Here is a 23,263-nt window from a genome sequence, read left to right as displayed (position 1 = left end):
CGTTGTCAGTCGGGCACGGCGCTGCGATAGCGCCGGGGCTTGCCCTCGCCGAGGTCGATCAGGCGCTCGACCTGCCGCAGCTCGATCTCGACCCCGAGCAGCGCGTCCAGCGCCACGCGGATGGCGGGCTCGTCTCCGCCGATGATCACGGCGTGCACGCGACCGGAGGCAGCCTGCTCGATCGACCACCCCTGGGCACCGTGTGCCTGCAGATGCTGCGTGAGCTCGACACAGGGAACGAGAGTGCCGTCGCCGGCCCGGAACCGCGTGTTCTGGCGCCCCTCGAGGTCGGCGATGCCGAGCACCCCATCGTCGAGGTGCACCAGGCGCCCGTAGTCGCCCGTGCGGTACCTCACCAGCGGCAGCAGGGGGTTCTCTCCCGCGGTCACGACGATCTCGCCCATCTCGCCGAGAGGCAGCGCGACCTCGCGCCGGGGATCCCACACCTCGACGTGCACGCGGCGATCGAGCACCCGGAACGGCCCGTCGTCGGTGCGCGCGGCGATCGGGCGCGTCTCGTGCAAGCCGTACACGTCGACCACGGGACACTCGAACGCCGCGTGGAGTCGTGCACGCAGCGCAGCCGACAGCGCCATCGCGCCGGAGAAGATCACGGCGGGATGCAGCACGGCGTCGAGTCCGGCGTCGAGCAGCTCGRCGAGGCTCGTCGGGTGTCCGCTGAGGATCTGCGGGTCCGCCTCGGCCAGAAATCGGGCGCGGGCATCGAGACCGCTCCACGCCGTCGGATGCAGATTGAGCCGCGCCATCGCCCGGTGTGCGAAGCTCGAGATCATGGACACGTAGGTGAAGGCCTGACGCTGGAAGACGAGGTTCGCCACCGCCACCCGCTCGCCGTCGGCCGTCACCGTGGCCCCCGCAGACGCCGCGAGCGCGACGAGCAGGTGGAAGCCGCGCGCGACCTCCTCGACGTCATCGGGGATGAGCAGCGCCGCGCCCGTCGAACCGGAGCTCGTGCCGTGCAGCATCCGGGAGAGATCCGCATCGAGCGGCACGAACGCCGCGAGGTCGTCGACGAGGTCCGACCGCGAGATCGTGGGGAAGTCGTCGAGCGCGGCATCTGTCGGCATCCCGCGGTACCGCAGCGTGCGTCGCGCGGCGGCGAGATGATCGACCAGCCAGCCGTCGGTCGAGAGCGGATGCCGCACCCGCTGCACCTGTTCTGCGGTGAGGCGGTCGCCCGTGGCATGCGTCCAGTGCGGAGCATCGGGATGCTCTCGCCAACGGGTCAGTCGAGCAGTGCCTGCGGCGTCGATCGTCGGCCAGCGCTCGGCATCGGAGAGTACCGCGGCCTCCCCCGGTGCGTATTCGGCGAGCGCGAGCGCCCCTCGGAGGTCGGGGTCACTCACTGGAGTACCTCGCAGCCGCCTCCTTGCGGCGTGCCTCTGCGAGCTTCCGAGCGATCTCGGCCCTGTGCCGGTGCCCCTCGAATGCCTCGGCGAGCGCCCGGTTGCGGGCGAGCGAGTCGCAGGCCGCCAGCAGGGAGGCGGCGGTCGCGGCATCCTCGCCTGCCGGAAGGAACCCGCACCAGAGCAGGAACGTGCGCGCGGCTTCGGTGCGCCGTTCATCGTCTGAGGTCCAGTCCGACGGCGACGCGACCGGGGCCACGCGCAGTGCGAGCGCGTCGACCGCGAGGGCGGCCCAGCCGCTCGCGAGTGCCGGCTCGAGCGGCTCGAGGACGTCTTCGCTGGCGACGAGCCACAGGCCGATCGCGGCACCCTGGCGCACGCGCGGGTCTTCGTCGAATGTCGAAGCGCTGATCTGCCCGGCCAGGATGTCTCCGGCGAGCGCTCGCAGCGAGATGCGCTCATCGAGGAACTCCTGAGGGATGCGGGAGATCCGCGTCGCGACGGACTCCAGCGACGGCCCCGGCCTCGCGCGAGCCCAGGCCGCGGCCTCTCCGTCCGAGCGCTCGCTCCAGGCGGCGAGCAGCGCCTCGGTGTCAGCCATGCAGCGCCGCCGCCAGAGCCGCGCACGCAGCCGGTGCATCGGCCATCGTCCGGAGGTACACCACGTCGTAGCCGTCGCGCTCGGCGAGCGTCGCGACCTGGCGTCGGGGGTCCATGAGCACGAGCGTACCCGTCGTGAGCACCTCGCGAACGGTCCTGGCGACGCCGGCGTACGGTTCGTTGCCCACCCCGAACATCGATACGAGTCCGTCGTCCGACAGCACCACCACATGACGGGGCGCGTCTTCTGCAGCCGCGGGAAGACCGGCGTATCTGGCGGAGTACAGGTCGAGCGGGAACGACGTCGATCGACCGAAGAACAGCGAGATCGCGGCGATGATCTCCGACGGATCGCGGCCGAAGCGCGGCATCCCCGCCACGTCTCCGGTTCCCGAGAAGCTGGTCACCCTGACCCTGCCACCGCCGCGGAGGATCGACAGCGCGAGGATCGTCCCCGCGAGCACCGCGGGTGAGCCCTGTCGCGGATGTGCCATGGAACCCGAGGAGTCGATGTAGAGGTCGAGTTCGAGACTCGTCTCCTGCACGAGGGGCTCGTCGGCGAGCTCGGAACGCCGGCGTGTGGTGACGCCGGGGATCACAGTGCCCGAGCGCATCGTCAACGGCCAGTCGAGGTCGGCGAGCGCATCGCCCACCTCCCACAGTTCGACAGGACCGGGGATGCCGCCGACCGGCCTCATGGGTGCGGGGCGGGTGTAGGGGCGCACCCACCGGGCCGCCTCGTTGCGGTACCAGGCCGAGAGCACGGCGTCCTCACCGCTCTCCCGATAGAGCGAGAGCGTCCGCGCGATCGTCAGACGCTGGCCGTCCTTGCCGGAACCCGCATCCGATGCGTCATCTGCAGCGTCCTCGCCTTCGGGGTCGAGCACCATGCCCGGATGCCGAGGCAGGTCGTCTCGCAGGCGCTGGTCGGCGAGGATGCGGCCGAGCTCCTCGGCCGTCGCCGGTGCGTCGTCGACACCGCATCCGCTGACCGGCTCGCCGGCACCGCTCTCAGCAGCACCCTCGAGCTCGGCCAGGTACGGCGCGGCGATCACGCCGAAGCGGGCGGCACCCGAGACCGGGTCGGTGCTGAAGGTCCGCACGGCGTCGGCGATGAAGGCCGCGTCGACGGCGGGGTTGGTGGCGGTCGCGCCGGCGAGCTCGGCAGCCACCCGCGCGCTCTCCGCCTGTGCCGCACGCAGCAGTCGCTCCTTCTCACGGTGCTTCTCGGGGATCCGGCTCAGCGGCACGAGGTTCGTCTGCGCGAGAGCCCGCGCCGGCCGCGGCGGCGGGTCGAGCTCGCAGAGGGTGCCGGACGGCAGCTGCCACAGCAGCTCGTACGCTCGGCAGTACACCCACCAGAGGCGGTCCGTGCTTCCCTGGGGCGCCGGGTAGAGCGCTCGACCGAGGCGCACGATGCCGAGATCACGCGTGGCGGTGCCCGCACTCCCCTGCTCGGCACGCTGCAGCTGCGCGAGCCGCGTGTTGACCAGCAGATCGCTCCACAGGTTCGACAGCCGCCGCGCTCCCTCCCCCGGATTCGGGCGCAGCGACACGGCGGCGATCGCCTTCGCCATCTGATGGTCGATCTTGAGCGAGTCGATCCGCGTGCTGGGAGCGAGCACGTGGTGGCCGATCTCGTGGGCGAACATGCTCCACAGCTCATCGGCCAAGCCCCGCTCGGCGAGGTAGCGAGGGTCGACGGTCACCGACGGTGGAAACGAGAACCAGGCCGGCGCACCGTGCTCGTCGGCTGCGCCCGGACGCACCGCCGGATCGTCGAGCCGCACCCGCCAGAGATCCAGAGCCCGTTCCCACGCCGCGCGGGCGTCGTCGGTGAGCGGCACCCGATCGACAGGAGCCTTCACTCCTGCTCCCGCACATGCACCCAGGCGAGATGGGTGTCGGGTCCGATGACGATGCTCACCCCGTCGTCGCGGGTATGCACCTCGCTGGGCGCCTCGGAGAGCACGGAGAGACGCGCACCCCAGACGTCGCTGTCGAGTCGCCACCACGAACCCGCGACGAGGATCGCGAAGGCTCCGGCGTCCGCCAGAGTGTCGACGCGTTCGGGAGGCCGGATCCACGCGCCCCCGATTCCGCGGAACCCCCCGACAGCGAGCACATACCCGCGCTGGTCGGCGCGACCGGGCCACCAGAAGCGATCCTTCCGCTGCCTGCGACGGAACTCGTCGAGCACGTCGACGCCGAGTCCGAGCGTCGCCGCAGCGGCCAGACGTTGCTCGGGGGTGTCGAGATGCTCGAGCCGATCAAGTGCGTCGACGCGCAGACCGAGAGCGCCCGACCGCCACGCGGCGACCGACACGAGATCGAGCGCCCGGTCGCGGTCGGTCGCCGCCGCCGAATCCTGCGCCAGTCCCGCGGCGAGCGCCCTGGCGAACAGCAGCGGAGTGCCGTGCGCGGCCCGCACCGAGGTCGACGCCAGCGCGGTGTCGAGTCCGGCGGCGGAGAGATCGGGCAGGTCAGCGGGAGGGAACGGAGCCGGCGCATTCGCCAGCTGCACGGGGATGCGATTCACCCGCGCAGCTCCTGCCAGCGCACATACGCCGTGTACCGCTGATGCAGATACTTCAGCGCGATCACGTCGTCGAAGTCACGACCGTAGAGCTTGCCCACCGTCGCGATCCGGCGCAGCTGGGCCTCGACGGCGGTGATGCGGCGGGATGCCTCGAGCGCCGGGAGGCCATCGAGCCCGCGGTCGAACTCGCTGAGCAGGGCAGCGACCGCATCGTCGGCGTCGCGCCCGAGGGCGTCGTATTGGCGGCATGACTGCGTGAACAGGTCGGCCAGCCAACTCACCGTGTCGGTGCTGAGCTCGCGCTCCGCCCCGACATCGAACCGCGGATGTGTGGCGTTCGGCAGCAGCTTTCCGCGGAGCACGAACGGCAGCACCGCCGCGACGTCATCGATTTCGACGGCATCCGCACCCCGGAACCACGCGATCGCCTTCGCGTAGATGATGAGCGTCTGCAAGGCGCGCACCGACAGGCCGTTGCGGGTCTGCGCGCCGAGGTCGATCTCGAGGTCGGCGCCGCTGTTCGCCTCGATCACCTCGCCGACCCGGCCGCCTGCGGTGGTCACCACGTCTTTCGTGCGGTATTCGAAGCGGCGCCCGCCGTGCTGCACGAACTCGAAGTGGCTGAGGAAGAATCGCAGGCGCTCGCGCACGGCATCCGGAATCGGCACCGCGCGGATCCGCGCGCGCATCTCGGTCTGCTCGGCCGAATCGAAGGTCAGCTCGGCTGGCACATGCTCCTCGGGCTTCTCCCCCGCCTCCACGCGGGTGATCAGCTCATCGAAGAATCGGCTGTTGAATCCGGCCGCCTGCACCGTGACGTCCATCCGGTCGCGAAGGGCTTGGATCACGGGGAAGGTACCGCCGCCCGCATCGTCGTTGGCCGTGAAGAACCAGCTCTCCACACCGCCGTCCGGCGCGGTGCGGCGCATCTGGTCGTGGCTCTCGACATACCCCTCGGCCACCATGGTCAGCAGCGCCGACTGGGTCTTGGTGGGGATGCGGTTGTACTCGTCGATGATCTTGACGGGCAACCCGAGCCAGTCGCGCCAGGCGATGCGGATGTCGGTGAGACGCTCGGCGGCGACCAGGTCGCGAGGAAGCGGGATGCCCACGAGGTCGCTGACCGTCAGCTGCGGCTGCCCCTGCTGCACGCTGCGCCGCACGTCGTCGGAGGCGGTGCCGGCCAGCACGCCCATGAGCACGGCGACCGTCGTCTTGCCGCGCCCCGGACCTCCGATGAGCAGGCACTTGCCCCCGACAGCGAAGGTGAGCAGCGGCACGAGGACGTTCGACGAGAACGACGCCTGCGTCGGGAGGGACACCGCGGCGCCGGCATCCCCCAGCCCGATCGACAGCGGCTCTCCGTGGGAGAACTCCATGTCGTAGTAGGGCGAGATGACTGCGCGGTTGACGATCCAGTAGTAGACCTGGCGCAGCTTCTCATCCAGCGGCACCGTGCTGCGCGCGGCCGGGCGGAAGAGATCCTCGGCTGTCAGAGACTCGACGCCGTGGCCGCTGCCGGGGTTCGTGGGTGAGGCGGACACTCGGTTCCAGCGGTCGGGCATGCGATCATCCTAACGATGTCGATCGGGCGTTCTGCTGGAGCGCCCGCTGCTCGTCGAGGGGCCGAGCTTCGAGCGGAAGGGCGAAGCTCAGGTGCTCGGCGAGGAGCGGTGCGAGCGCGGATGCCGCGGCGTCGACCCGTCTCGAGACATCGCCATGCACCTCGAGCCATGGCACGTCCTGCGCGGCGAGCACGTCGCGGAAGCGCTGTTGCATGTCGTGACGGATGTGCTCGCCGTCGCGCAGGCCGTCCTGCTCGAAGGGGATCTCGTCGCCGGTGAGCACGTAGAGGAGCGGCGGGTGCGCGGCTGCCGCCTCATGCAGGCGCGGCGCCACCGCGCCGACGTAGCGCTCATGCCACAGTGCCGTCGCGAGCACATCGGTGTCGCACACGAGCACCGGCATCGGCACCTGCCTGAGCGCCTGCTGCTCGAGGGCGATCTGCCGGTCGACGATGAGGTCGAACTCATCGCTGCGCCACGGCGCGGTCAGCCCGCCCTCGCGGATGACGGAGTGCTCGCGGCCGTACTCCGGCACCCAGAGYGTGCCCAGCCGATCGGCTAGCGCTTCGGCGAGAGTCGTCGAGCCGGTGGATTCCGCGCCCAGCACCACCACGCGCGCGGTCAGCCACGCGCGCACGGCCGGGGCGAGCTCATGCCAGTTGCCGGCGACGTCGGCACGGATCGCCGTGCCGGAGACGGGATTGATCCGGCGCCCCTCGTCGATCTGCACCCAGCGCGCGTCGAGGCGCCTGGCCAGTTCGCCGCCATACGAGTCGCACGAGAAGACCGTGTCGACCGGGCCGTCGAGCAGCGAGGCGATCAGCGCCATGTGCTCGCCCCACGCTGCCTGCGACTCGAAGTCGACCGGGGCGTCGTCCATCGCCGCGACGACGCGCGCGCCGGGGTGCGACTCGCGGATCCAGCTCGCGCGCACCTCCAGCGGGATCGACTCCACCGACGCGCCCAGCACCTGCACGGTGACCCGGTCGCTGTCGCGCTGCGCCCGACGGATCAGGTGCGAATGCCCGCTGTGAAAGGGATAGAACTTGCCGAGGACGAGACCGTGTCCGCTCATGCGCCTCGCCTCACGCTCGGGCGGACGGCGCGACCGCAGGGGTCTCGCGGTCGGCGACGGCCGCCTGACGCCACGAGCGGTAGCCGATCACGCACAGGGCGATGAAGAGCACGTACAGCGCCGCGATGACCCAGAGACCCGCGGCGATCGAGAGGCCGACGAAGGCGATGTCGACGCAGATCCACACGAACCAGTTTTCGATCCACTTGCGGTTCAGCATGTACTGCGCCACGAGACTCGCCGCAGTGGTCGCCGCATCGGCGATCGCGACCTGCGAGTCGGTGAACGTCGTGAGCACCCACACCAGCACGGCGGTGCCCGCGACCGCGGCGAGAGCCAGCCATGGCCATGCCCGACGCGGCGTGTTGACGACATACGTGCGGCTCTGCTCCGCACCGCGCGTCCATCGCCACCACCCATGCAGACCCATCAGCAGGTAGACGACCTGGAGGGCCGATGTCGCGTACAGCCCCGCGCCGATGAAGACGACGAACAGCACCACGTTGTTGGCGATGCCGATCGGGTAGTTCCAGACGTTACGGCGGCCGGCGAGCCACACGCAGACCGCGCCCGTGACGAAGCCGAGAACCTGAGGCCACTCGGCCTGGAGCCACTCGAACACGGGCCGCTACAGTTCGACGCCGAGAAGCACGGGCTCCGGCTGCAGCACGAGCCCGAACTCCGCATGGACGCGGCTCTGGATGAAGCGGGCGAGCTCTGAGACCTCGGCGGCCGTCGCGCCGCCGCGGTTGGTGAGGGCGAGGGCGTGCTTGGTAGAGACGGATGCCCGTGACCTCGGCAGCTTGAAACCCTTGCGGATCCCGGCCTGCTCGATCAGCCAGGCGGCACTCACCTTCACGTCGGGCGCTTCTGGCTTCGCGGCGGGAACATAGCCGTCGTACGAGGCGAGGGGGATCACCGTGACGGTGTCGAGGTCAGGGGTCACCGGCCACCGCGGGCACTCGGGCGGAAGGGCGCGGGCGACGACCTCGGGCACGATCGCATTCTGGAAGAACGAGCCGACGCCGTGCGTGTCGGGGTCGTTCTCATCGAGCAGCATCCCCTTCGACGCGCGCGTGGCGAGGATCCGCTCCCGCACCCACGTGAGCGGCACAGGGGCGTCGGAGTCGAGCCCCAGCGCCCTGCGCAGCTGCTCGCCGCGGACGACGCGCTCCTCGGCGACGAGAAGATCGACCGTGACCGACAGGATGACGGCACGGCGCTGCGGCACACCGCCGTAGTGATGCTTGAGCACGGAGGTTCGGAACCCGAGCCCGAGCTCGGATGCCGGGACGACCGACACCTCGCCCGTCGCCTCGTCGATGAGCTCGACCTCGACCAGGGTCTCTTGGATCTCCTGACCGTACGCACCGATGTTCTGCACCGGCGAGGCGCCGACGGTGCCCGGGATTCCGCTCATCGCCTCGAGTCCGGCATACCCGTGCTCGACGGCGTAGGCGACGAGATCGTCCCAGCCGTGCCCCGCCTGCACACGAAGGCGGATGCGTCCGGCATGCGGCGACGGGAGCTCCTCGATGCCGCGGGTGAGGATCCGGATGACGGTTCCCTCGAACGGTTCGTCACCGATGAACAGGTTGGAGCCGCCGCCGAGGACGAACCACTCGTCGCCGCGTGACCACACGTCGGTGAGCGCATCGACCAGCTCGGCGGAGGTCGACGCCTCGAGCATCCGCTCGGGGGCCCCACCCGTTCCGAGGGTCGTGAGAGTGGCCAGCTTGAGCGGCTCGACCTCGCGCACCACGCCGTCGCCCATCAGGAGGCGACGCGCAGCTGCGCCTTGACGAGGACCGTCGTCTCGCCGAACGTGACCTTGAGGTCGATGCGCGTCGATTCCTCATCGACGGCGCCGACGGTGGCGACGACGTGAAGGTCGGCTCCGTGTGCGGGGTCGACCACGACCGGCTTGGTGAATCGCACGCCGTAGTCGAGGATGCGGGTGCCAGGTTCGAGGGCCGCGACGACCACCGACGAGGCGATGCCCATCGTGAGCATGCCGTGCGCGAGGACGCCGGGCAGACCCACCTCGGCGGCGATGTCGTCACGGTAATGGATCGGGTTGAAGTCGCCCGACGCTCCCGCGTAGCGCACCAGCGACTCGCGGGTGATGTGCACCGTGCGCTCTGCGACGACGTCTCCGACAGCGAACGGCATCACTCTGCTCCTTCTTCGGCGCCGACCAGCAGCACGCTGGTGGCGGTGACGACGTGCTCGCCGGCGGCATCCGTGATCTCTGCCGCGCTGGTGATCATGGCGTTGCCACCCATCATGCGGATGGCGGTCACGCGCAGCCGGCCGGTGAGCTCGTCGCCCGCCACGATCGGGCGCGAGTAGGCGAACTTCTGCTCGGCGTGGATCGTGCGCGCCAGCACGATGCCCGAGTCCGGTTCGGCGAGCAACTGCTGCAGCGTGAGATCCTGAATGACCATCGCGAAGGTCGGCGGCGCCACGACGTCGGCGAAGCCGGCCGCGCGCGCAGCCTCGACGTCGGTGTGCTGCGGAGCGTCGGCGAAGACCGCGCGCGCGAACTCGCGCACCTTCTCGCGACCGACGAGATAGGGGGACGTCGGCGGGAACTCCCGGCCGAGAAGATCTTGGTTCACTGCCACCCCTCGATCCTACGTTCTCGGTCGTGGAGCTCGGTGACCGAAGGCCGGTTCAAAAGCTGCTCAGTCCTTCTTCTTGCGTCCCTTGATCGCCTTCATGGCCATCTGCACGGCGATGACCACGAGGTATGCCGCGAACAGCATGTTGCCGACCTGCGGGTCGATCAGCGTGGCCAACCACGCGCCGAGCGCGGTGGTGGTGCACGCTGACACTCCGACGAGCGCCGCGGCCACGAGGTCGACGTTGCGGTTGCGCAGGTTGCCGATCGTGCCGGAGATCGCGGTGGGGATCATCATGAGCAGCGACGTGCCCTTGGCGACGAGGTCGCTGGTGCCGAATGCGAGCATCAGGATCGGCACGACGATCACGCCTCCGCCGACCCCGATGAGCCCTGCCAGGATGCCGGTGGCGACGCCGACCAGCACGAGGGCGATCCCGTTGAGCAGCTGCAGCTCGAACTCCGCGTCTCGCGAGGGGATGACCAGGAACAGGCTGACGATGACGACGACGAGGAAGCCGACGAAGAACCAGCGCAGCACGGTCTGCGAGATCTTCGGCAGCATCCGGGTGCCGATCTGCGCGCCGACGACGGAGCCGGCGGCGAGGATCAGCGCGGGGATCCAGGCGACCGATCCGTTGATCGCGTACGAGATGACGCCGACCGTCGCGGTCGGGACGATCGCGGCGAGCGACGTGCCTGCGCCGAGCCGCTGGTTGAAGTGCAGGAAGAGCACGAGCAGCGGAACGATCACCGTGCCGCCGCCGACGCCGAAGAGGCCGGAGAGGAGGCCCGCGATCAGGCCGATGCCGATGAATGCCGTATAGGCGCGAGGCCCTCTGCTCAGGGTCTCTGCATCAGTCACCGGATCAGCCTACTCGCAGGCGCCCTCCCTTACTTGCGCCGCACTGCGGGGGCCCGCTTCCCGACCGCTGCGCGAAGGATCCCCCTGGGACCCGGTCTCCTCCTGTGCGACACTGGATCGCATCAGACGGCGTCGTCGATGACCCGGATCGAAGGAGATCTCATGGTGCGCAGTTCCTATCCCGATGTCGAGATCCCGGCGGTCTCGATCCACGACTTCCTGTTCGGCGATGTCGCGGACGACCGCCTCGACGCGATCGCGATCGTCGACGGTGTCAGCGGTGCCACCACGACCTATCGCCAGCTGATCGCACAGATCGGCCTGTTCGCGGGCGCCCTCGCCGCACGTGGAGTGGGCGTCGGAACGAAGGTGGGCGTGTTGTGCCCCAACATCCCTGCCTTCGCGACGGTCTTCCACGGCATCCTGCGCGCAGGGGCGACGGCCACCACGATCAATTCCCTCTACACACCCGATGAGATCGCGAATCAGCTGACGGATGCCGAGGCGACATGGCTCATCACCGTCTCACCGCTGCTTGCCGGGGCGAAGGCGGCAGCCGCGGCTGTGGGCCTCGACGACGACCACGTCATCGTCCTCGACGGCGCCGACGGGCATCCGTCGCTGCCCGCCCTGCTCGGCGAGGGGCGCACTGCACCCGAGGTGAACTTCGATCCGGAGACACATCTCGCGGTGCTCCCGTACTCCTCGGGCACCACCGGTCGCCCCAAGGGCGTCATGCTCACGCACCGCAACCTGATCGCCAATGTCAGCCAGTGCCGCTCCACGATCTCTCTCGGTGACGACGACCGCGTGCTCGCCGTCCTGCCCTTCTTCCACATCTACGGCATGACGGTGCTGCTGAACTTCGCGCTGCGTCAGCGCGCGGCTCTGGTCACGATGCCCAGGTTCGATCTCACGGACTTCCTTCGCGTCGTCCAGGAGCACCGGACCAGCTGGGTATTCATCGCGCCGCCGATCGCCGTCGCCCTCGCGAAGCACCCGCTCGTCGACCAGTACGACACCTCGGCGATCAAGGTCATCTTCTCCGGGGCCGCTCCCCTCGACGGCGGCCTCGCGTCTGCGGTCGCTGATCGCCTCGGCTGCACGGTGTGCCAGGGGTACGGCATGACCGAGACCAGCCCGGTGACCCATGCGATCCCCTACGACCGACCGGACATCGACCGGTCGTCGGTCGGCATGCTGCTCGCGAACACCGAGGCGCGGCTCGTCGCAGAGGACGGCACCGACGTCGATGCGCCGGACGAGGGCGCCAGCGAGCCGGGGGAATTGCTGATCCGCGGACCCCAGGTGATGGCCGGCTACCTGAACAGGCCCGAGGCGACGGCCGAGATGCTCGATGCCGACGGCTGGCTGCACACCGGCGACGTCGCGACAGTGACGCACGACGGCATCTTCCGCATCGTCGACCGGCTCAAGGAACTCATCAAGTACAAGGGCTACCAGGTCGCGCCGGCGGTTCTCGAAGCGGTGCTGCTGGAGCATCCGTCCATCGCCGATGCGGCTGTCATCGGCGTGCCGGACGCCGATGGACAGGAGGTCCCGAAGGCGTTCGTGGTGGTGCAGCAGGGAGCGGAACTCGATGCGGATGCCGTGATGGCACACGTCGCCGCGCACGTCGCACCCCATGAGAAGGTGCGACAGGTCGAGTTCACCGACACGATTCCGAAATCGGCATCCGGAAAGATCCTGCGCAAGGATCTGCGCACGCGCTGATCCCCGCGCCCGGAGACGAAGAAGCCCGCCGTCCCTTTCGGGGCGGCGGGCTTCTTGGAACGAGCGAGGTGCTTACTCGGACTTCTTCTCGACAGCGTCCTCGGCGGCAGCCTCGGCTGCCTCTCCCTCGGCCTGCGACTCGGCGCCGGCGTCGGTGGTCTCCTCGACGGGAGCCTCCTCAGCGGGAGCCTCCTCGACGACCTCGGCGGGCTTCTCAGCCTTGGCAGCCTTCTTGGTGGACTTCGCCTTGGGGGTGACGGGCTCGAGAACGAGCTCGATCACTGCCATGGGGGCGTTGTCACCCTTACGGTTGCCGACCTTCGTGATGCGGGTGTAGCCACCCTCACGGTCTGCGACGAGCGGGGCGATCTCGGTGAAGAGCACGTGTCCGGCGTCCTTGTTGGAGCGCAGCACGGTCATCGCACGACGACGCGCGTTCAGGTCGCCGCGCTTGCCGAGCGTGATGAGACGCTCCGCGAGCGGACGCAGGCGCTTGGCCTTGGTCTCGGTCGTCTTGATCGACTTGTGGATGAAGAGCTGCGCCGCCATGTTGGCAAGCAGCAGGCGCTCGTGTGCGGGGCCGCCTCCGAGGCGGGGACCCTTAGTGGGCTTGGGCATAATCGTCTAACTCCTGGTCAGAAAGGTCGGGTTTCAGAAGGACTCGTCTTCGCTGCCGCCGTAGAAGTGGGCGCCGTCGAAACCGGGCACCGAATCCTTGAGCGACAGACCGAGCGAGATGAGCTTGTCGCGCACCTCGTCGACCGACTTCTGGCCGAAATTGCGGATGTTCATGAGCTGCGTCTCCGACAGGGCGACGAGCTCGGAAACAGTGTTGATGCCCTCACGCTTCAGGCAGTTGTAAGAGCGGACCGAGAGGTCGAGGTCCTCGATCGGCATCGACAGCTCGCTGGAGTTCACTGCCTCCACCGGTGCCGGGCCGATCTCGATGCCCTCAGCCTCGACGTTCAGCTCGCGAGCGAGACCGAACAGCTCGGTGAGCGTCTTCGCAGCCGACGCGACAGCGTCGCGGGGGCTGATGGCGGACTTGGTCTCGACGTCGAGGACGAGCTTGTCGAAGTCGGTGCGCTCACCCGCACGGGTGGCGTCGACGCGGTAGCTGACCTTGAGAACCGGCGAGTAGATCGAGTCGATCGGGATCTGACCGGCCTCGGCGTACTCGTTGCGGTTCTGCGTCGCCGAGACGTAGCCACGGCCACGCTCGATCGTGAGCTCGAGCTCGAACTTCGCGGTCTCGTTGAGCGTCGCGATGACGAGCTCGGGGTTCTGGACCTCGACACCGGCCGGAGCCGAGATGTCAGCGGCGGTCACTTCGCCCGAACCGGTCTTGCGCAGGTAAGCAGTGATGGGCTCGTCGCGCTCCGACGAGACCACGAGCTGCTTGATGTTGAGGATGATCTCGGTGACATCCTCCTTCACGCCGGGGATGGTGCTGAACTCGTGCAGCACGCCGTCGATGCGAACGCTGGTGACCGCGGCGCCGGGGATCGACGACAGCAGGCTGCGACGAAGCGCATTGCCGATCGTGTATCCGAAGCCGGGCTCCAGAGGCTCGATGATGAACCGGCTACGGTTCTCGACGATCTTTTCCTCGGTCAGTGTGGGACGCTGTGCAATAAGCACTCTGTGTTCCTTTCGATCACATGCCCGCTATATGACATGTGGTGGGGTGAGGTTTTGAGTTTTGGGAGTCGATGCCCGCGCTGGCGGGCGTCGAGCCGCTCGGCCCCGAAGGACCGAGCGGCTCAACAAGCCGGATCAGACGCGGCGGCGCTTCGGCGGGCGGCAACCGTTGTGCGCCTGCGGGGTGACGTCCTGGATCGAGCCGACCTCGAGGCCGGCGGCCGTCAGCGAACGGATCGCGGTCTCGCGACCCGAGCCCGGTCCCTTGACGAAGACGTCGACCTTCTTGACGCCGTGCTCCTGCGCCTGACGGGCAGCCGACTCGGCGGCCAGACCAGCGGCGTAGGGGGTCGACTTGCGCGAGCCCTTGAAGCCCACGCCACCCGACGATGCCCAGCTGATGACAGCGCCGGACGGGTCGGTGATCGAAACGATGGTGTTGTTGAACGTCGACTTGATGTGGGCATGGCCCAGCGCGATGTTCTTCTTTTCCTTGCGGCGCGGCTTGCGCGCGGCGGCCTTGGGTGCAGCCATGAAAGTGTTCTCCTAGTCCCTGGGGGCCGCGCTTAGCGGGCCTTCTTCTTGCCTGCGACGGTGCGCTTCGGGCCCTTGCGGGTACGGGCGTTGGTCTTGGTGCGCTGACCACGGACCGGGAGGCCACGACGGTGGCGGACGCCCTCGTAGGAGCCGATCTCGACCTTGCGGCGGATGTCTGCTGCGACCTCGCGGCGCAGGTCACCCTCCACCTTGTAGGTGCCTTCGATGTAGTCGCGGAGGGCGATCAGCTGGTCATCGCTGAGGTCCTTCACGCGGATGCTCTCGTCGATCTCCGTAGCCTTGAGGATCTCGACCGAGCGGGTACGGCCCACGCCGTAGATGTAGGTAAGGGCGATCACCACGCGCTTATCGCGCGGGATGTCAACGCCGGCAAGACGTGCCATGCGGTTCTCCTGAGTGTTGTGGAGGTATGGAGCAGGATCGGTGCTCGGGCCTCCGCCCCGAGGTGTCCCCCACTCTCGTGGGATCTGATCCTGCCGTTGTGTGTATTGAGTTGTGAGTCAGCTCCGAAGAGTCCGCCGGCCAGGCCGACGGGCGCTCAGCCCTGGCGCTGCTTGTGGCGCGGGTTGCTCTTGCAGATGACCATGACGCGGCCGTGGCGGCGGATCACCTTGCAGTGATCGCACATGGGCTTGACGCTGGGGTTGACCTTCATGATGTTTCCTATTCGCTGTCTTCACCGGGCAGGCTGAGTGCCTGGGGTGTTACTTCTCGACCGATCAGCGGTAGCGGTAGACGATTCGTCCACGGGTGAGGTCGTAGGGGCTGAGCTCCACGACGACACGGTCTTCGGGGATGATGCGGATGTAGTTCTGCCGCATCTTGCCTGAGATCGTTGCAAGGACCTTGTGTCCGTTGGAGAGCTCAACGCGGAACATCGCGTTGGGCAGAGCCTCGGAGATCACGCCCTCGATCTCGATGACACCGTCTTTCTTAGCCATAGCCTCGCTGACGCTTCTGCAGACCGGTCGATCTGCGGTGGGTGATGGGATTGCGGTGCTTCTTGCCGATTCAGACACGCCGAATCAAGGCGCAAGGCACCAAGGATCTATGTTATCCGACAACGGGAGTTCCGGCAACCTGGCCAGGYTGCCGGAACTCCCGTTGTGCGAATGACGCGGATCAGCCGAGGATCTTGGCGAACTCCGTGGCGATCTCGCTGTTGTCGATGCGGGTGCCGTTGATCTCGACGGTCGGGGTTCCCGAGATCTCGTGCGCCTTGGTCTGGGAGTCGGCGAACTTGTTGTAGGTGCCGTCGGCGATGCAGTCCGCCGCGGCCCCCGCTCCTGCCTGCTCGGCGAGGGCGCTCAGCTCCTCAGCGCTGAGTCCGGCGGAGTTCTCCTCGGGCTGGTTCGCGAACAGCAGGTTGAAGTAGTCCAGAGTGGCGTCGGGAGCCTCTGCGGCGACGCAGTACATCGAGCCGGCCGACAGCGAGGAGAACTCCCCGGTCGTCGAGAGCCTGTTGAGGATCGACACGGGGTGGATGTTGAGCGTGATCTTGTCATCAGCGGCTGCTGCCTGCAGCTGCTCGCCGTAGGCGTCCTCGAACTGTCCGCACACGGGGCACATGAAGTCGACGTAGGTGTCGATCTCGTCCTCGCCGGAGCCGAACGAGATGGCCCCGGTCTCCTCGTTGACGATGGAGCTCTGCGGGGCGGTGCCGGGGTCGGTGGCCTGGTTGTTCAGGGACACGACGACGAAGGCCAGCACGGCCAGCACGACCACCACTGCCGCCGAGACGCCGATCACGAACCAGTTGGTGTTGCTCTTCGCGGCTGCCATTGCTTTCCGTTTCTGTCGAGGCCCGACGTGGCGGACCCGGCCTGAAGTCTTCGGGTGCATGCGCACCTATACACCCATTGTGCCCGGAGAAACCTATGCGCACGTTGTGATCGCGTGCAGGATCACAGTTCGCGCCGCGTCTGAGGGCGCAGAGAGGTCAGGCGATGGGCGTCGGCGTCACGCCGAAGGACGCGAGGCCTGCCGCTCCCCCGTCGGGGGCGGTGAGCACCCAGATGCCGTCCTCGTGCAGGGCGACGCTGTGCTCCCAGTGCGATCCGTCGGTGCCGTCGACCGTCGAGACCGTCCAGTCGTCGTCCTCGACGAAGGTCTCGTCACTGCCGGCGGTCACCATCGGCTCGATGGCCAGCACCAGACCGGGCTTGACCTCTGCACCGGGATCGGGCGTCCGGTAGTTGAAGACGCTCGGAGCCTCGTGCATCTTGCGACCGATGCCGTGGCCGACGTACTCGCGCAGGATGCCATAGGTCTCCCCCGAGACGGCTGACGGTCCCTGAGCCTCGATGTAACCCTGGATGGCGGCGCCGATGTCACCCAGGTGGGAAGCGGACGCCATTGCGGCGATACCGGCCCACATGGACCCCTCTGTCACGCGCGACAGCTCCTGTCGCTGCGCGACGAGCTCGGGACGCGTGTCATCGGGAACGACCACCGTGATCGCGCTGTCGCCGTTCCACCCTTGGAACTGCGCGCCGCAGTCGATCGACACGATGTCGCCTGCCTGCAGGATCCGCTCGCCGGGGATGCCGTGCACGACCTCTTCGTTGACCGAGATGCACGTGGTGTGCTTGTAGCCGCGAACCAGCTGGAAGTTCGACTCGGCGCCACGGGCGAGGATCACGCGGTTGGCCTCGGCGTCGAGCTCGAGGGTCGTGACCCCCGGTCGGATCAACGGCCGGACGGCGTCCAGCGCCGCGGCAGTGATGAGGCCGGGCTCGACCATCGCTCGCAGCTGAGCCGCATTCTTGTAGATCGACTTGCGGAACATCGCGCGGTGTTCAGGCCGCGAGACGCAGGCCGCGAGCGACGAGAGCCGCGAAGACGCGCTCGGTGATCTCGTCGAGCGAGCCGACGCCGTCGATCCGGTCGACGATGCCACGGGGCCCGTAGACCTCGAGGATCGGGGCCGTCTCGTGCTCGTAGATGTCCAGGCGGTGCGCGATGGCCTCGTCGGTGTCGTCCGAACGGCCCTGCTCGGCCGCACGGAGCTTCAACCGCTCGATGCTCTCCTCGCGGGGAACGTCGAGAAGGATGACGGCGTCGAGCGACTCGCCGCGAGCGGACAGGAACGCGTCGAGATGCTGCACCTGGGCGGCGTTGCGCGGGTAGCCGTCGAGGAGGAAGCCGTTCGCGGCGTCGTCCTGCGACAGGCGATCGCGAACGATCTCGCTGGTCAGCTCGTCGGGAACGAGGTCTCCCTTGTCGAGGACGGCCGTGACCTGCTGGCCGAGCGGCGTTCCCTCTTTGATGTTCGCGCGGAAGATGTCTCCGGTCGAGACGACCGGGATGCCGTACGACTCGGCGATGCGGACACCCTGGGTGCCTTTGCCCGAGCCCTGCGGACCGACGATGAGAAGACGAGCTGATCGAGTCATCGGAGGAGCCCTTCGTAGTGACGCTGCTGCAGCTGGGCGTCGATCTGCTTGACCGTCTCGAGACCGACACCCACGATGATGAGGATCGACGCGCCACCGAACGGGAAGTTCTGGTTGGCGCCGACGGTGGCGAGAGCGATCAGCGGGATCAGCGCGATCAGACCGAGGTAGATCGACCCGGGAAGCGTGATGCGGGTGAGCACGTAGTCGAGGTACTCGGCGGTGGGACGACCGGCACGGATGCCGGGGATGAACCCGCCGTACTTCTTCATGTTGTCTGCGACCTCGACCGGGTTGAAGGTGATCGCGACATAGAAGTACGTGAAGCCGATGATCAGCAGGAAGTACACCGCCATGTAGATGGGGCTGTTGCCCGTCGTGAAGTTCGCGCTGATCCAGGTCACCCATGCGGCCGGCTCGGAGCCGTCCTGCGGAGTGTTGAACTGCGCGATGAGCGCAGGGATGTACAGCAGCGAGGAGGCGAAGATCACAGGGATCACGCCGGCCATGTTGACCTTGATCGGGATGTAGGTGTTGGTGCCGCCGTAGGTGCGACGACCGACCATGCGCTTGGCGTACTGCACCGGGATGCGCCGCTGCGACTGCTCGACGAACACGACGAGCGCCATCACGATGATTCCGACCAGGAGCACCAGGAGGAAGACCTCGAAGCCCTTGCTCTCCCAGATGAGCCACATGGCTCCGGGGAAGGTGGCGGCGATCGAGGTGAAGATGAGCAGCGACATGCCGTTGCCGATGCCGCGCTCCGTGACGAGCTCGGCGAACCACATGATGAGCCCGGTGCCTGCCGTCATGGTCATGATCATGAGCAGCTGCGCCCACCACACGTCGTTGGTGAGGAGGTTCTGGCATGCCGCGATGTCGGTCGTGCCGAAGAGCTGACCGCTGCGGGCCACGGTCACGAGCGTGGTCGACTGCAGCAGCGCCAGCGCGATCGTGAGGTACCGCGTGTACTGGGTCAGGCGGGCCTGGCCGGCCTGGCCCTCCTTGTGCAGAGCCTCGAAGTGAGGGATCACGACGCGGAGGAGCTGCGTGATGATCGTCGCGGTGATGTACGGCATGACGCCGAGCGCGAAGATCGAGAGCTGGAGGAGCGCGCCACCCGAGAACAGGTTGACGAGCCCGAGGAGTCCCTCTGTCCCGGAGTTCAGCGCGAGGCACTCCTCGACGTTCGGGAAGTTCACGAACGGAGCAGGCACATTCGAGCCAAGCCGGTAGATGGCGACGATGGCGAGGGTGAAACCGATCTTCCGACGCAGGTCGGGCGTGCGGAAGATCCGCGCGATGGCGCTAAACAAGGACGTCCTCCTGAAAGGTTGCCGATCCCTGAAGGACGGCTGAAAGAACAGGCTAACCCATAAGAGGGGCCGGAGAATCTCCGACCCCTCTCATGAAGTGGTTACTTGACGGATCCGCCGGCCGCCACGATCTTCTGCTCGGCAGAACCCGAGACCTTGTCGACCGCTACGGTGAGCTTCACGGCGATGTCGCCGTTTCCGAGAACCTTGACCTTCTCGTTCTTGCGAACGGCACCCTTGGCGACCAGGTCGCCGATGGTGACGTCGCCACCCTTGGGGTACAGCTCCGCGAGCTTCTCCAGGTTCACGACCTGGTACTCGACGCGGAACGGGTTCTTGAACCCGCGCAGCTTCGGGGTGCGCATGTGCAGCGGCATCTGCCCACCCTCGAATCCGACGCGAACGGTGTTGCGAGCCCTCGTACCCTTGGTACCGCGACCCGCGGTCTTGCCCTTGGAGCCCTCACCGCGACCGACGCGGGTCTTCGCGGTGTTGGATCCGGGAACCGGACGCAGGTGGTGCACCTTCAGCACACCGGGGCGGGATGCCGGAGCATCCTTCTTCGGCGCAGCCTTCTTGGCAGCGGGCTTCTTGACGGCGTCGGCCTTTGCCGAAGACGCCTTTGCAGGTGCCTTCTTGGCGGCGGGCTTCTTCTCGGCTGCGGCCTTGGGAGCGGCAGCCTTCTTCGGGGCCTTCTCGGCCTCGACGGCTTCGTTCTTCTCAGCCATTAGTCGATCTCCTCAACCTTGACGAGGTGGGCGACGGTCTTGACGTAACCGCGCGTCTGCGCGTCGTCGGGGCGAACGGTGCTGTCACCGATGCGCTTCAGACCGAGGCTGCGCAGCGTGTCACGCTGGTTCTGCTTCTCGCTCACCTTGGATTTGACCTGCGTGACCTTCAGGCGCGCAGCCATCAGGCACCTACCTTCTGTGCGGCGATGGCGTCAGCCTCCGCACGGACAAGACGCGCGGGTGCGACCTGGTCGAACTCGAGGCCACGACGTGCGGCGACCGCACGGGGCTCCTCGAGCATCTTCAGGGCCGTCACCGTCGCGTGCACGATGTTGATCGTGTTCGACGAGCCGAGCGACTTCGAGAGCACGTCGTGGATGCCGGCGCACTCCAGCACGGCGCGGACGGGACCACCGGCGATGACACCGGTACCGGCAGCGGCCGGACGAAGAAGGACGACGCCTGCTGCAGCCTCACCCTGCACGGGGTGCGGGATGGTGCTGCCGACGCGCGGCACGCGGAAGAAGTTGCGCTTGGCCTCTTCGACACCCTTGGCGATCGCCAGGGGGACCTCGCGAGCCTTGCCGTAGCCGACGCCCACCAGACCGTTGCCGTCACCGACGACCACGAGAGCGGTGAAGCTGAAGCGACGACCACCCTTCACGACCTTCGAGACGCGGTTGATGGTGACCACGCGCTCGAGGAACTGGTTGTCCCCACGGTCGCGGGAGTTGCGGTCACGGCCACCCTGGTTGCGGTCACCACGGCCACCGCCGCGGCGGTTGTCGCGCTGAGACGGCTCTGCCTGCGTGGTGCCGGTGGCAGTCTCGGAAGTGGCAGCTGCCGCTTCGGTCACTTCGTTCTCCTTGTTGTCACTCACAGTGCCAGACCCCCTTCGCGGGCGCCGTCGGCGATGGCGGCGACACGACCGGCGTAGCGGTTGCCGCCACGGTCGAACACTGCCTCGGAAACGCCGGCAGACTTCGCACGCTCGGCGAGAAGCTCGCCGACCTTGCGGGCCTTGGCGGTCTTGTCACCCTCGAGCGAGCGCAGGTCGGTCTCGAGCGTCGATGCCGACGCCACGGTGTGACCCTTGCTGTCGTCGACAAGCTGCACGAAGACGTGGCGAGCCGAGCGGTTGACGACGAGACGCGGACGCGACTCGGTGCCGACGACCTTCTTGCGAAGGCGGGCATGACGACGCGCGCGGGCGTCAGACTTTGACTTGAGAGCCATGGTTACTTACCACTCTTTCCGGCCTTGCGACGCACGATCTCGCCGGCGTAGCGCACACCCTTGCCCTTGTACGGCTCGGGCTTGCGGATCTTGCGGATGTTCGCAGCTGCCTCGCCGACAGCCTGCTTGTCGATACCACTGACCGTGAGCTTGTTGGTGCCCTCGACCGTGAGCGTGATACCGGCGGGCGGGTCGATGAGGACCGGGTGCGAGAAGCCGAGGGCGAACTCGACCGAGCTGCCCTTCTGTGCCACTCGGTAACCGGTTCCGACGACCTCGAGACCCTTGGTGTAGCCCTGGGTCACGCCGATGATGTTGTTGTTGATGAGCGTGCGGGTCAGGCCGTGAAGCGACCGGGACTCGCGCTCGTCGTCGGGACGGGTGACGAGAACCTGGTTCTCCTCGACCGCGACCTCGATGGGCTTGGCGACCGTCAGGGTGAGCTCACCCTTGGGGCCCTTCACCGCGACCTCACGGCCGTCGACCGAGATGGTCACGCCCGCGGGAACGTCGATGGGAAGTCGTCCAATACGCGACATTTTCGATTACCACACGTAGGCGAGAACTTCTCCGCCCACGCCCTTCTGCTCTGCCTGACGGTCAGTGAGAAGACCGGAGGAGGTGGACAGGATGGCCACGCCGAGTCCGCCGAGGACCCTGGGCAGCTCGGTGGACTTCGCGTACACGCGGAGGCCGGGCTTCGACACGCGCTTGATGCCCGCGATCGAACGCTCACGGTTGGGACCGTACTTCAGCTGCAGGGTGAGGTTCGTGCCGACGCGAGCGTCAGTCGTCTCCCATCCGGCGATGTAACCCTCCTGCTGGAGGATCTCGGCGATGTGCGTCTTGAGCTTGCTCGACGGCAGGGTCACGGAATCGTGATGCGCCGAGTTCGCGTTGCGCAGACGGGTCAGCAGATCTGCGACCGGGTCTGTCATTGTCATTGTTGTTTTCCTTTGTTCATGAGGTTCCGGCTGCCGTTACACGACAGACGGCCTGCGATGACACGCAATCTTCAATTGTACGGGATCGGGCGGGGCGCTGTGCGCCCCGCCCGAAACCGCTTACGCCTTGGCGTCTTCCGTACGGAAGGGGAAGCCGAGGTGACGCAGAAGCGCGCGACCTTCGTCGTCCGTCTTCGCGGTGGTGACGACAGTGATGTCGAAACCGCGAACCCGGTCGATCTTGTCCTGATCGATCTCGTGGAACACGCTCTGCTCCTGGAGACCGAAGGTGTAGTTGCCGTTCCCGTCGAACTGCTTGCCCGACAGACCGCGGAAGTCGCGGATGCGGGGCAGAGCGAGCGAGACGAGACGGTCCAGGAACTCCCACGCACGGTCACCGCGGAGGGTGACGTGTGCGCCGATGGCCTGGCCCTCGCGCAGCTTGAACTGCGCGATCGACTTGCGAGCCTTCGTGACGAGCGGCTTCTGACCGGTGATCTTGGTGAGATCGTCGATCGCGCCGTCGATCACCTTGCTGTCGCGGGCCGCTTCACCGACACCGGTGTTCACGACGACCTTGACCAGACCGGGGATCTGCATCACGTTGGTGTAGCCGAACTCATCCTGCAGCTTCTGCTGGATCTCGGCCTTGTACTTCGCCTTCAGGCGGGGCTGGATCTTGCCAGCCACCGCAGCGTCGGTGGTTGCCATCAGAGGTCCTTACCTGACTTCTTCGCGTACCGCACACGAACGGTGCGCTTGACGCCGTCCTTGGTCTGCTCCTCGACCCGGTGGCCGACCTTGGTCGGCTTCTTGGTCGAGGGGTCGACGAGTGCGACGTTCGAGATGTGGATGGAGGCCTCGACAGTCTCGAGGCCGCCCGTCTTAGTGCCACGCTGCGTCTGACCGACGCGCGTGTGCTTGGTGACGTAGTTCACGCCTTCGACGATGATGCGGTTCTTGTCGGCCAGGATCTCGAGGACCTTGCCCTGCTTGCCGCGATCTCCGCCACGCTCCTGCGTCGCTCCGGTGATGACCTGAACCAGGTCACCCTTCTTGATCTTCGCCATG

Annotated in this window: 30 protein-coding genes; 1 reads left to right on the top strand and 29 read right to left on the bottom strand. The window is 67.5% G+C overall.

Annotated features, from left to right (window positions below):
• Positions 1–5: 5 nt before the first annotated feature.
• Genes AC04ME_RS08625 through AC04ME_RS08575 form a run of 11 tightly spaced genes read right to left on the bottom strand, consistent with a single transcriptional unit; the run spans position 6 to position 10,634 of the window.
• Positions 6–1,367 carry an AMP-binding protein gene (locus AC04ME_RS08625; RefSeq protein ID WP_475434564.1) on the bottom strand — a complete coding sequence of 454 codons (1,362 nt, stop codon included), beginning with the start codon at positions 1,365–1,367 and terminating at the stop codon, positions 6–8.
• The gene (locus tag AC04ME_RS08620) at positions 1,360–1,968 is read right to left on the bottom strand and encodes a hypothetical protein (protein ID WP_042538888.1); all 609 of its coding nucleotides are present in this window, start codon (positions 1,966–1,968) and stop codon (positions 1,360–1,362) included. The genes AC04ME_RS08625 and AC04ME_RS08620 overlap by 8 nt, the downstream gene beginning before the upstream one ends.
• Positions 1,961–3,835, bottom strand: coding sequence for a VWA domain-containing protein (locus AC04ME_RS08615; RefSeq protein WP_475434562.1), 1,875 nt, complete (start codon positions 3,833–3,835; stop codon positions 1,961–1,963). Before AC04ME_RS08615 ends, AC04ME_RS08620 begins: the two co-directional genes overlap by 8 nt.
• Positions 3,832–4,506, bottom strand: coding sequence for a potassium transporter Kef (locus AC04ME_RS08610; RefSeq protein WP_475434559.1), 675 nt, complete (start codon positions 4,504–4,506; stop codon positions 3,832–3,834). The genes AC04ME_RS08615 and AC04ME_RS08610 overlap by 4 nt, the downstream gene beginning before the upstream one ends.
• Positions 4,503–6,071, bottom strand: coding sequence for an AAA family ATPase (locus tag AC04ME_RS08605; RefSeq protein WP_475434557.1), 1,569 nt, complete (start codon positions 6,069–6,071; stop codon positions 4,503–4,505). The genes AC04ME_RS08610 and AC04ME_RS08605 overlap by 4 nt, the downstream gene beginning before the upstream one ends.
• A 4-nt stretch (positions 6,072–6,075) precedes the next feature.
• Positions 6,076–7,146 (bottom strand): AAA family ATPase, encoded by a 1,071-nt coding sequence (locus AC04ME_RS08600; protein ID WP_475434555.1) that lies wholly within the window; start codon positions 7,144–7,146, stop codon positions 6,076–6,078.
• 10 nt (positions 7,147–7,156) lie between these two features.
• The gene (gene pnuC / locus AC04ME_RS08595; RefSeq protein ID WP_042538808.1) at positions 7,157–7,768 is read right to left on the bottom strand and encodes a nicotinamide riboside transporter PnuC; all 612 of its coding nucleotides are present in this window, start codon (positions 7,766–7,768) and stop codon (positions 7,157–7,159) included.
• Positions 7,769–7,774: 6 nt separating this feature from the next.
• The gene (locus tag AC04ME_RS08590; RefSeq protein WP_475434553.1) at positions 7,775–8,920 is read right to left on the bottom strand and encodes a UDP-N-acetylmuramate dehydrogenase; all 1,146 of its coding nucleotides are present in this window, start codon (positions 8,918–8,920) and stop codon (positions 7,775–7,777) included.
• A complete protein-coding gene (locus tag AC04ME_RS08585; protein ID WP_475434552.1) occupies positions 8,920–9,318 on the bottom strand; it encodes a MaoC/PaaZ C-terminal domain-containing protein in 399 nt (132 codons plus the stop codon). The genes AC04ME_RS08590 and AC04ME_RS08585 overlap by 1 nt, the downstream gene beginning before the upstream one ends.
• The gene (locus tag AC04ME_RS08580) at positions 9,318–9,773 is read right to left on the bottom strand and encodes an FAS1-like dehydratase domain-containing protein (protein ID WP_056373836.1); all 456 of its coding nucleotides are present in this window, start codon (positions 9,771–9,773) and stop codon (positions 9,318–9,320) included. Before AC04ME_RS08580 ends, AC04ME_RS08585 begins: the two co-directional genes overlap by 1 nt.
• 60 nt (positions 9,774–9,833) lie before the next feature.
• Complete coding sequence (locus tag AC04ME_RS08575) at positions 9,834–10,634, bottom strand: sulfite exporter TauE/SafE family protein (protein WP_042538802.1); 801 nt, start codon at positions 10,632–10,634, stop codon at positions 9,834–9,836.
• 162 nt (positions 10,635–10,796) lie between these two features.
• On the opposite strand from AC04ME_RS08575, the gene AC04ME_RS08570 reads away from it, so the two are divergent.
• The gene (locus tag AC04ME_RS08570) at positions 10,797–12,368 is read left to right on the top strand and encodes an AMP-binding protein (protein ID WP_475434551.1); all 1,572 of its coding nucleotides are present in this window, start codon (positions 10,797–10,799) and stop codon (positions 12,366–12,368) included.
• Positions 12,369–12,440: 72 nt separating this feature from the next.
• Here the strand turns inward: AC04ME_RS08570 and rplQ are convergent, their stop codons facing one another.
• The 18 genes from rplQ to rplX all read right to left on the bottom strand — a co-directional run bounded on the left by rplQ (position 12,441) and on the right by rplX (position 23,262).
• Positions 12,441–12,986: a 50S ribosomal protein L17 gene (gene rplQ / locus AC04ME_RS08565; RefSeq protein WP_042538800.1), complete on the bottom strand. Its 546-nt coding sequence runs from the start codon at positions 12,984–12,986 to the stop codon at positions 12,441–12,443.
• A gap of 33 nt (positions 12,987–13,019) precedes the next feature.
• Positions 13,020–14,009, bottom strand: coding sequence for a DNA-directed RNA polymerase subunit alpha (locus AC04ME_RS08560; RefSeq protein WP_042538798.1), 990 nt, complete (start codon positions 14,007–14,009; stop codon positions 13,020–13,022).
• Between the two features lie 135 nt (positions 14,010–14,144).
• Positions 14,145–14,543, bottom strand: coding sequence for a 30S ribosomal protein S11 (gene rpsK / locus AC04ME_RS08555; protein WP_042538796.1), 399 nt, complete (start codon positions 14,541–14,543; stop codon positions 14,145–14,147).
• Positions 14,544–14,575: 32 nt separating this feature from the next.
• A complete protein-coding gene (gene rpsM / locus AC04ME_RS08550; RefSeq protein WP_042538794.1) occupies positions 14,576–14,950 on the bottom strand; it encodes a 30S ribosomal protein S13 in 375 nt (124 codons plus the stop codon).
• Between the two features lie 155 nt (positions 14,951–15,105).
• The gene (gene rpmJ / locus AC04ME_RS08545; protein WP_033106073.1) at positions 15,106–15,222 is read right to left on the bottom strand and encodes a 50S ribosomal protein L36; all 117 of its coding nucleotides are present in this window, start codon (positions 15,220–15,222) and stop codon (positions 15,106–15,108) included.
• A 64-nt stretch (positions 15,223–15,286) separates the two neighbouring features.
• Complete coding sequence (infA, locus tag AC04ME_RS08540) at positions 15,287–15,508, bottom strand: translation initiation factor IF-1 (protein WP_017201569.1); 222 nt, start codon at positions 15,506–15,508, stop codon at positions 15,287–15,289.
• A 181-nt stretch (positions 15,509–15,689) separates the two neighbouring features.
• The gene (locus AC04ME_RS08535; protein ID WP_042538792.1) at positions 15,690–16,349 is read right to left on the bottom strand and encodes a DsbA family protein; all 660 of its coding nucleotides are present in this window, start codon (positions 16,347–16,349) and stop codon (positions 15,690–15,692) included.
• Positions 16,350–16,506: 157 nt separating this feature from the next.
• A complete protein-coding gene (gene map / locus AC04ME_RS08530) occupies positions 16,507–17,355 on the bottom strand; it encodes a type I methionyl aminopeptidase (RefSeq protein WP_475123177.1) in 849 nt (282 codons plus the stop codon).
• A 10-nt stretch (positions 17,356–17,365) separates the two neighbouring features.
• Positions 17,366–17,962, bottom strand: a complete 597-nt coding sequence (locus tag AC04ME_RS08525; protein WP_042538788.1) for an adenylate kinase — start codon at positions 17,960–17,962, stop codon at positions 17,366–17,368.
• On the bottom strand, positions 17,959–19,281 hold the full coding sequence (gene secY / locus AC04ME_RS08520; protein WP_042538786.1) for a preprotein translocase subunit SecY: 1,323 nt from the start codon (positions 19,279–19,281) through the stop codon (positions 17,959–17,961). Before secY ends, AC04ME_RS08525 begins: the two co-directional genes overlap by 4 nt.
• A gap of 101 nt (positions 19,282–19,382) precedes the next feature.
• Positions 19,383–20,009 (bottom strand): 50S ribosomal protein L15, encoded by a 627-nt coding sequence (gene rplO / locus AC04ME_RS08515; RefSeq protein WP_079113390.1) that lies wholly within the window; start codon positions 20,007–20,009, stop codon positions 19,383–19,385.
• Positions 20,009–20,194 (bottom strand): 50S ribosomal protein L30, encoded by a 186-nt coding sequence (rpmD, locus tag AC04ME_RS08510; protein WP_042538783.1) that lies wholly within the window; start codon positions 20,192–20,194, stop codon positions 20,009–20,011. The genes rplO and rpmD overlap by 1 nt, the downstream gene beginning before the upstream one ends.
• Positions 20,194–20,868, bottom strand: coding sequence for a 30S ribosomal protein S5 (gene rpsE, locus AC04ME_RS08505; RefSeq protein WP_052492887.1), 675 nt, complete (start codon positions 20,866–20,868; stop codon positions 20,194–20,196). The genes rpmD and rpsE overlap by 1 nt, the downstream gene beginning before the upstream one ends.
• Positions 20,869–20,888: 20 nt before the next feature.
• On the bottom strand, positions 20,889–21,248 hold the full coding sequence (gene rplR, locus AC04ME_RS08500) for a 50S ribosomal protein L18 (protein ID WP_042538778.1): 360 nt from the start codon (positions 21,246–21,248) through the stop codon (positions 20,889–20,891).
• 2 nt (positions 21,249–21,250) lie between these two features.
• The gene (gene rplF / locus AC04ME_RS08495; RefSeq protein WP_042538776.1) at positions 21,251–21,787 is read right to left on the bottom strand and encodes a 50S ribosomal protein L6; all 537 of its coding nucleotides are present in this window, start codon (positions 21,785–21,787) and stop codon (positions 21,251–21,253) included.
• A 6-nt stretch (positions 21,788–21,793) separates the two neighbouring features.
• Complete coding sequence (gene rpsH, locus AC04ME_RS08490; RefSeq protein ID WP_042538774.1) at positions 21,794–22,192, bottom strand: 30S ribosomal protein S8; 399 nt, start codon at positions 22,190–22,192, stop codon at positions 21,794–21,796.
• Positions 22,193–22,312: 120 nt separating this feature from the next.
• Positions 22,313–22,903 carry a 50S ribosomal protein L5 gene (gene rplE / locus AC04ME_RS08485; protein ID WP_042538772.1) on the bottom strand — a complete coding sequence of 197 codons (591 nt, stop codon included), beginning with the start codon at positions 22,901–22,903 and terminating at the stop codon, positions 22,313–22,315.
• A complete protein-coding gene (gene rplX / locus AC04ME_RS08480; protein WP_042538767.1) occupies positions 22,903–23,262 on the bottom strand; it encodes a 50S ribosomal protein L24 in 360 nt (119 codons plus the stop codon). Before rplX ends, rplE begins: the two co-directional genes overlap by 1 nt.
• Between the last annotated feature and the right edge of the window lies 1 nt (position 23,263).

Source organism: Microbacterium sp. LjRoot205 (assembly GCF_056175745.1).
Note: the sequence above shows the minus strand (reverse complement) of the source record. Positions and strands in the feature narration are given on the sequence as shown.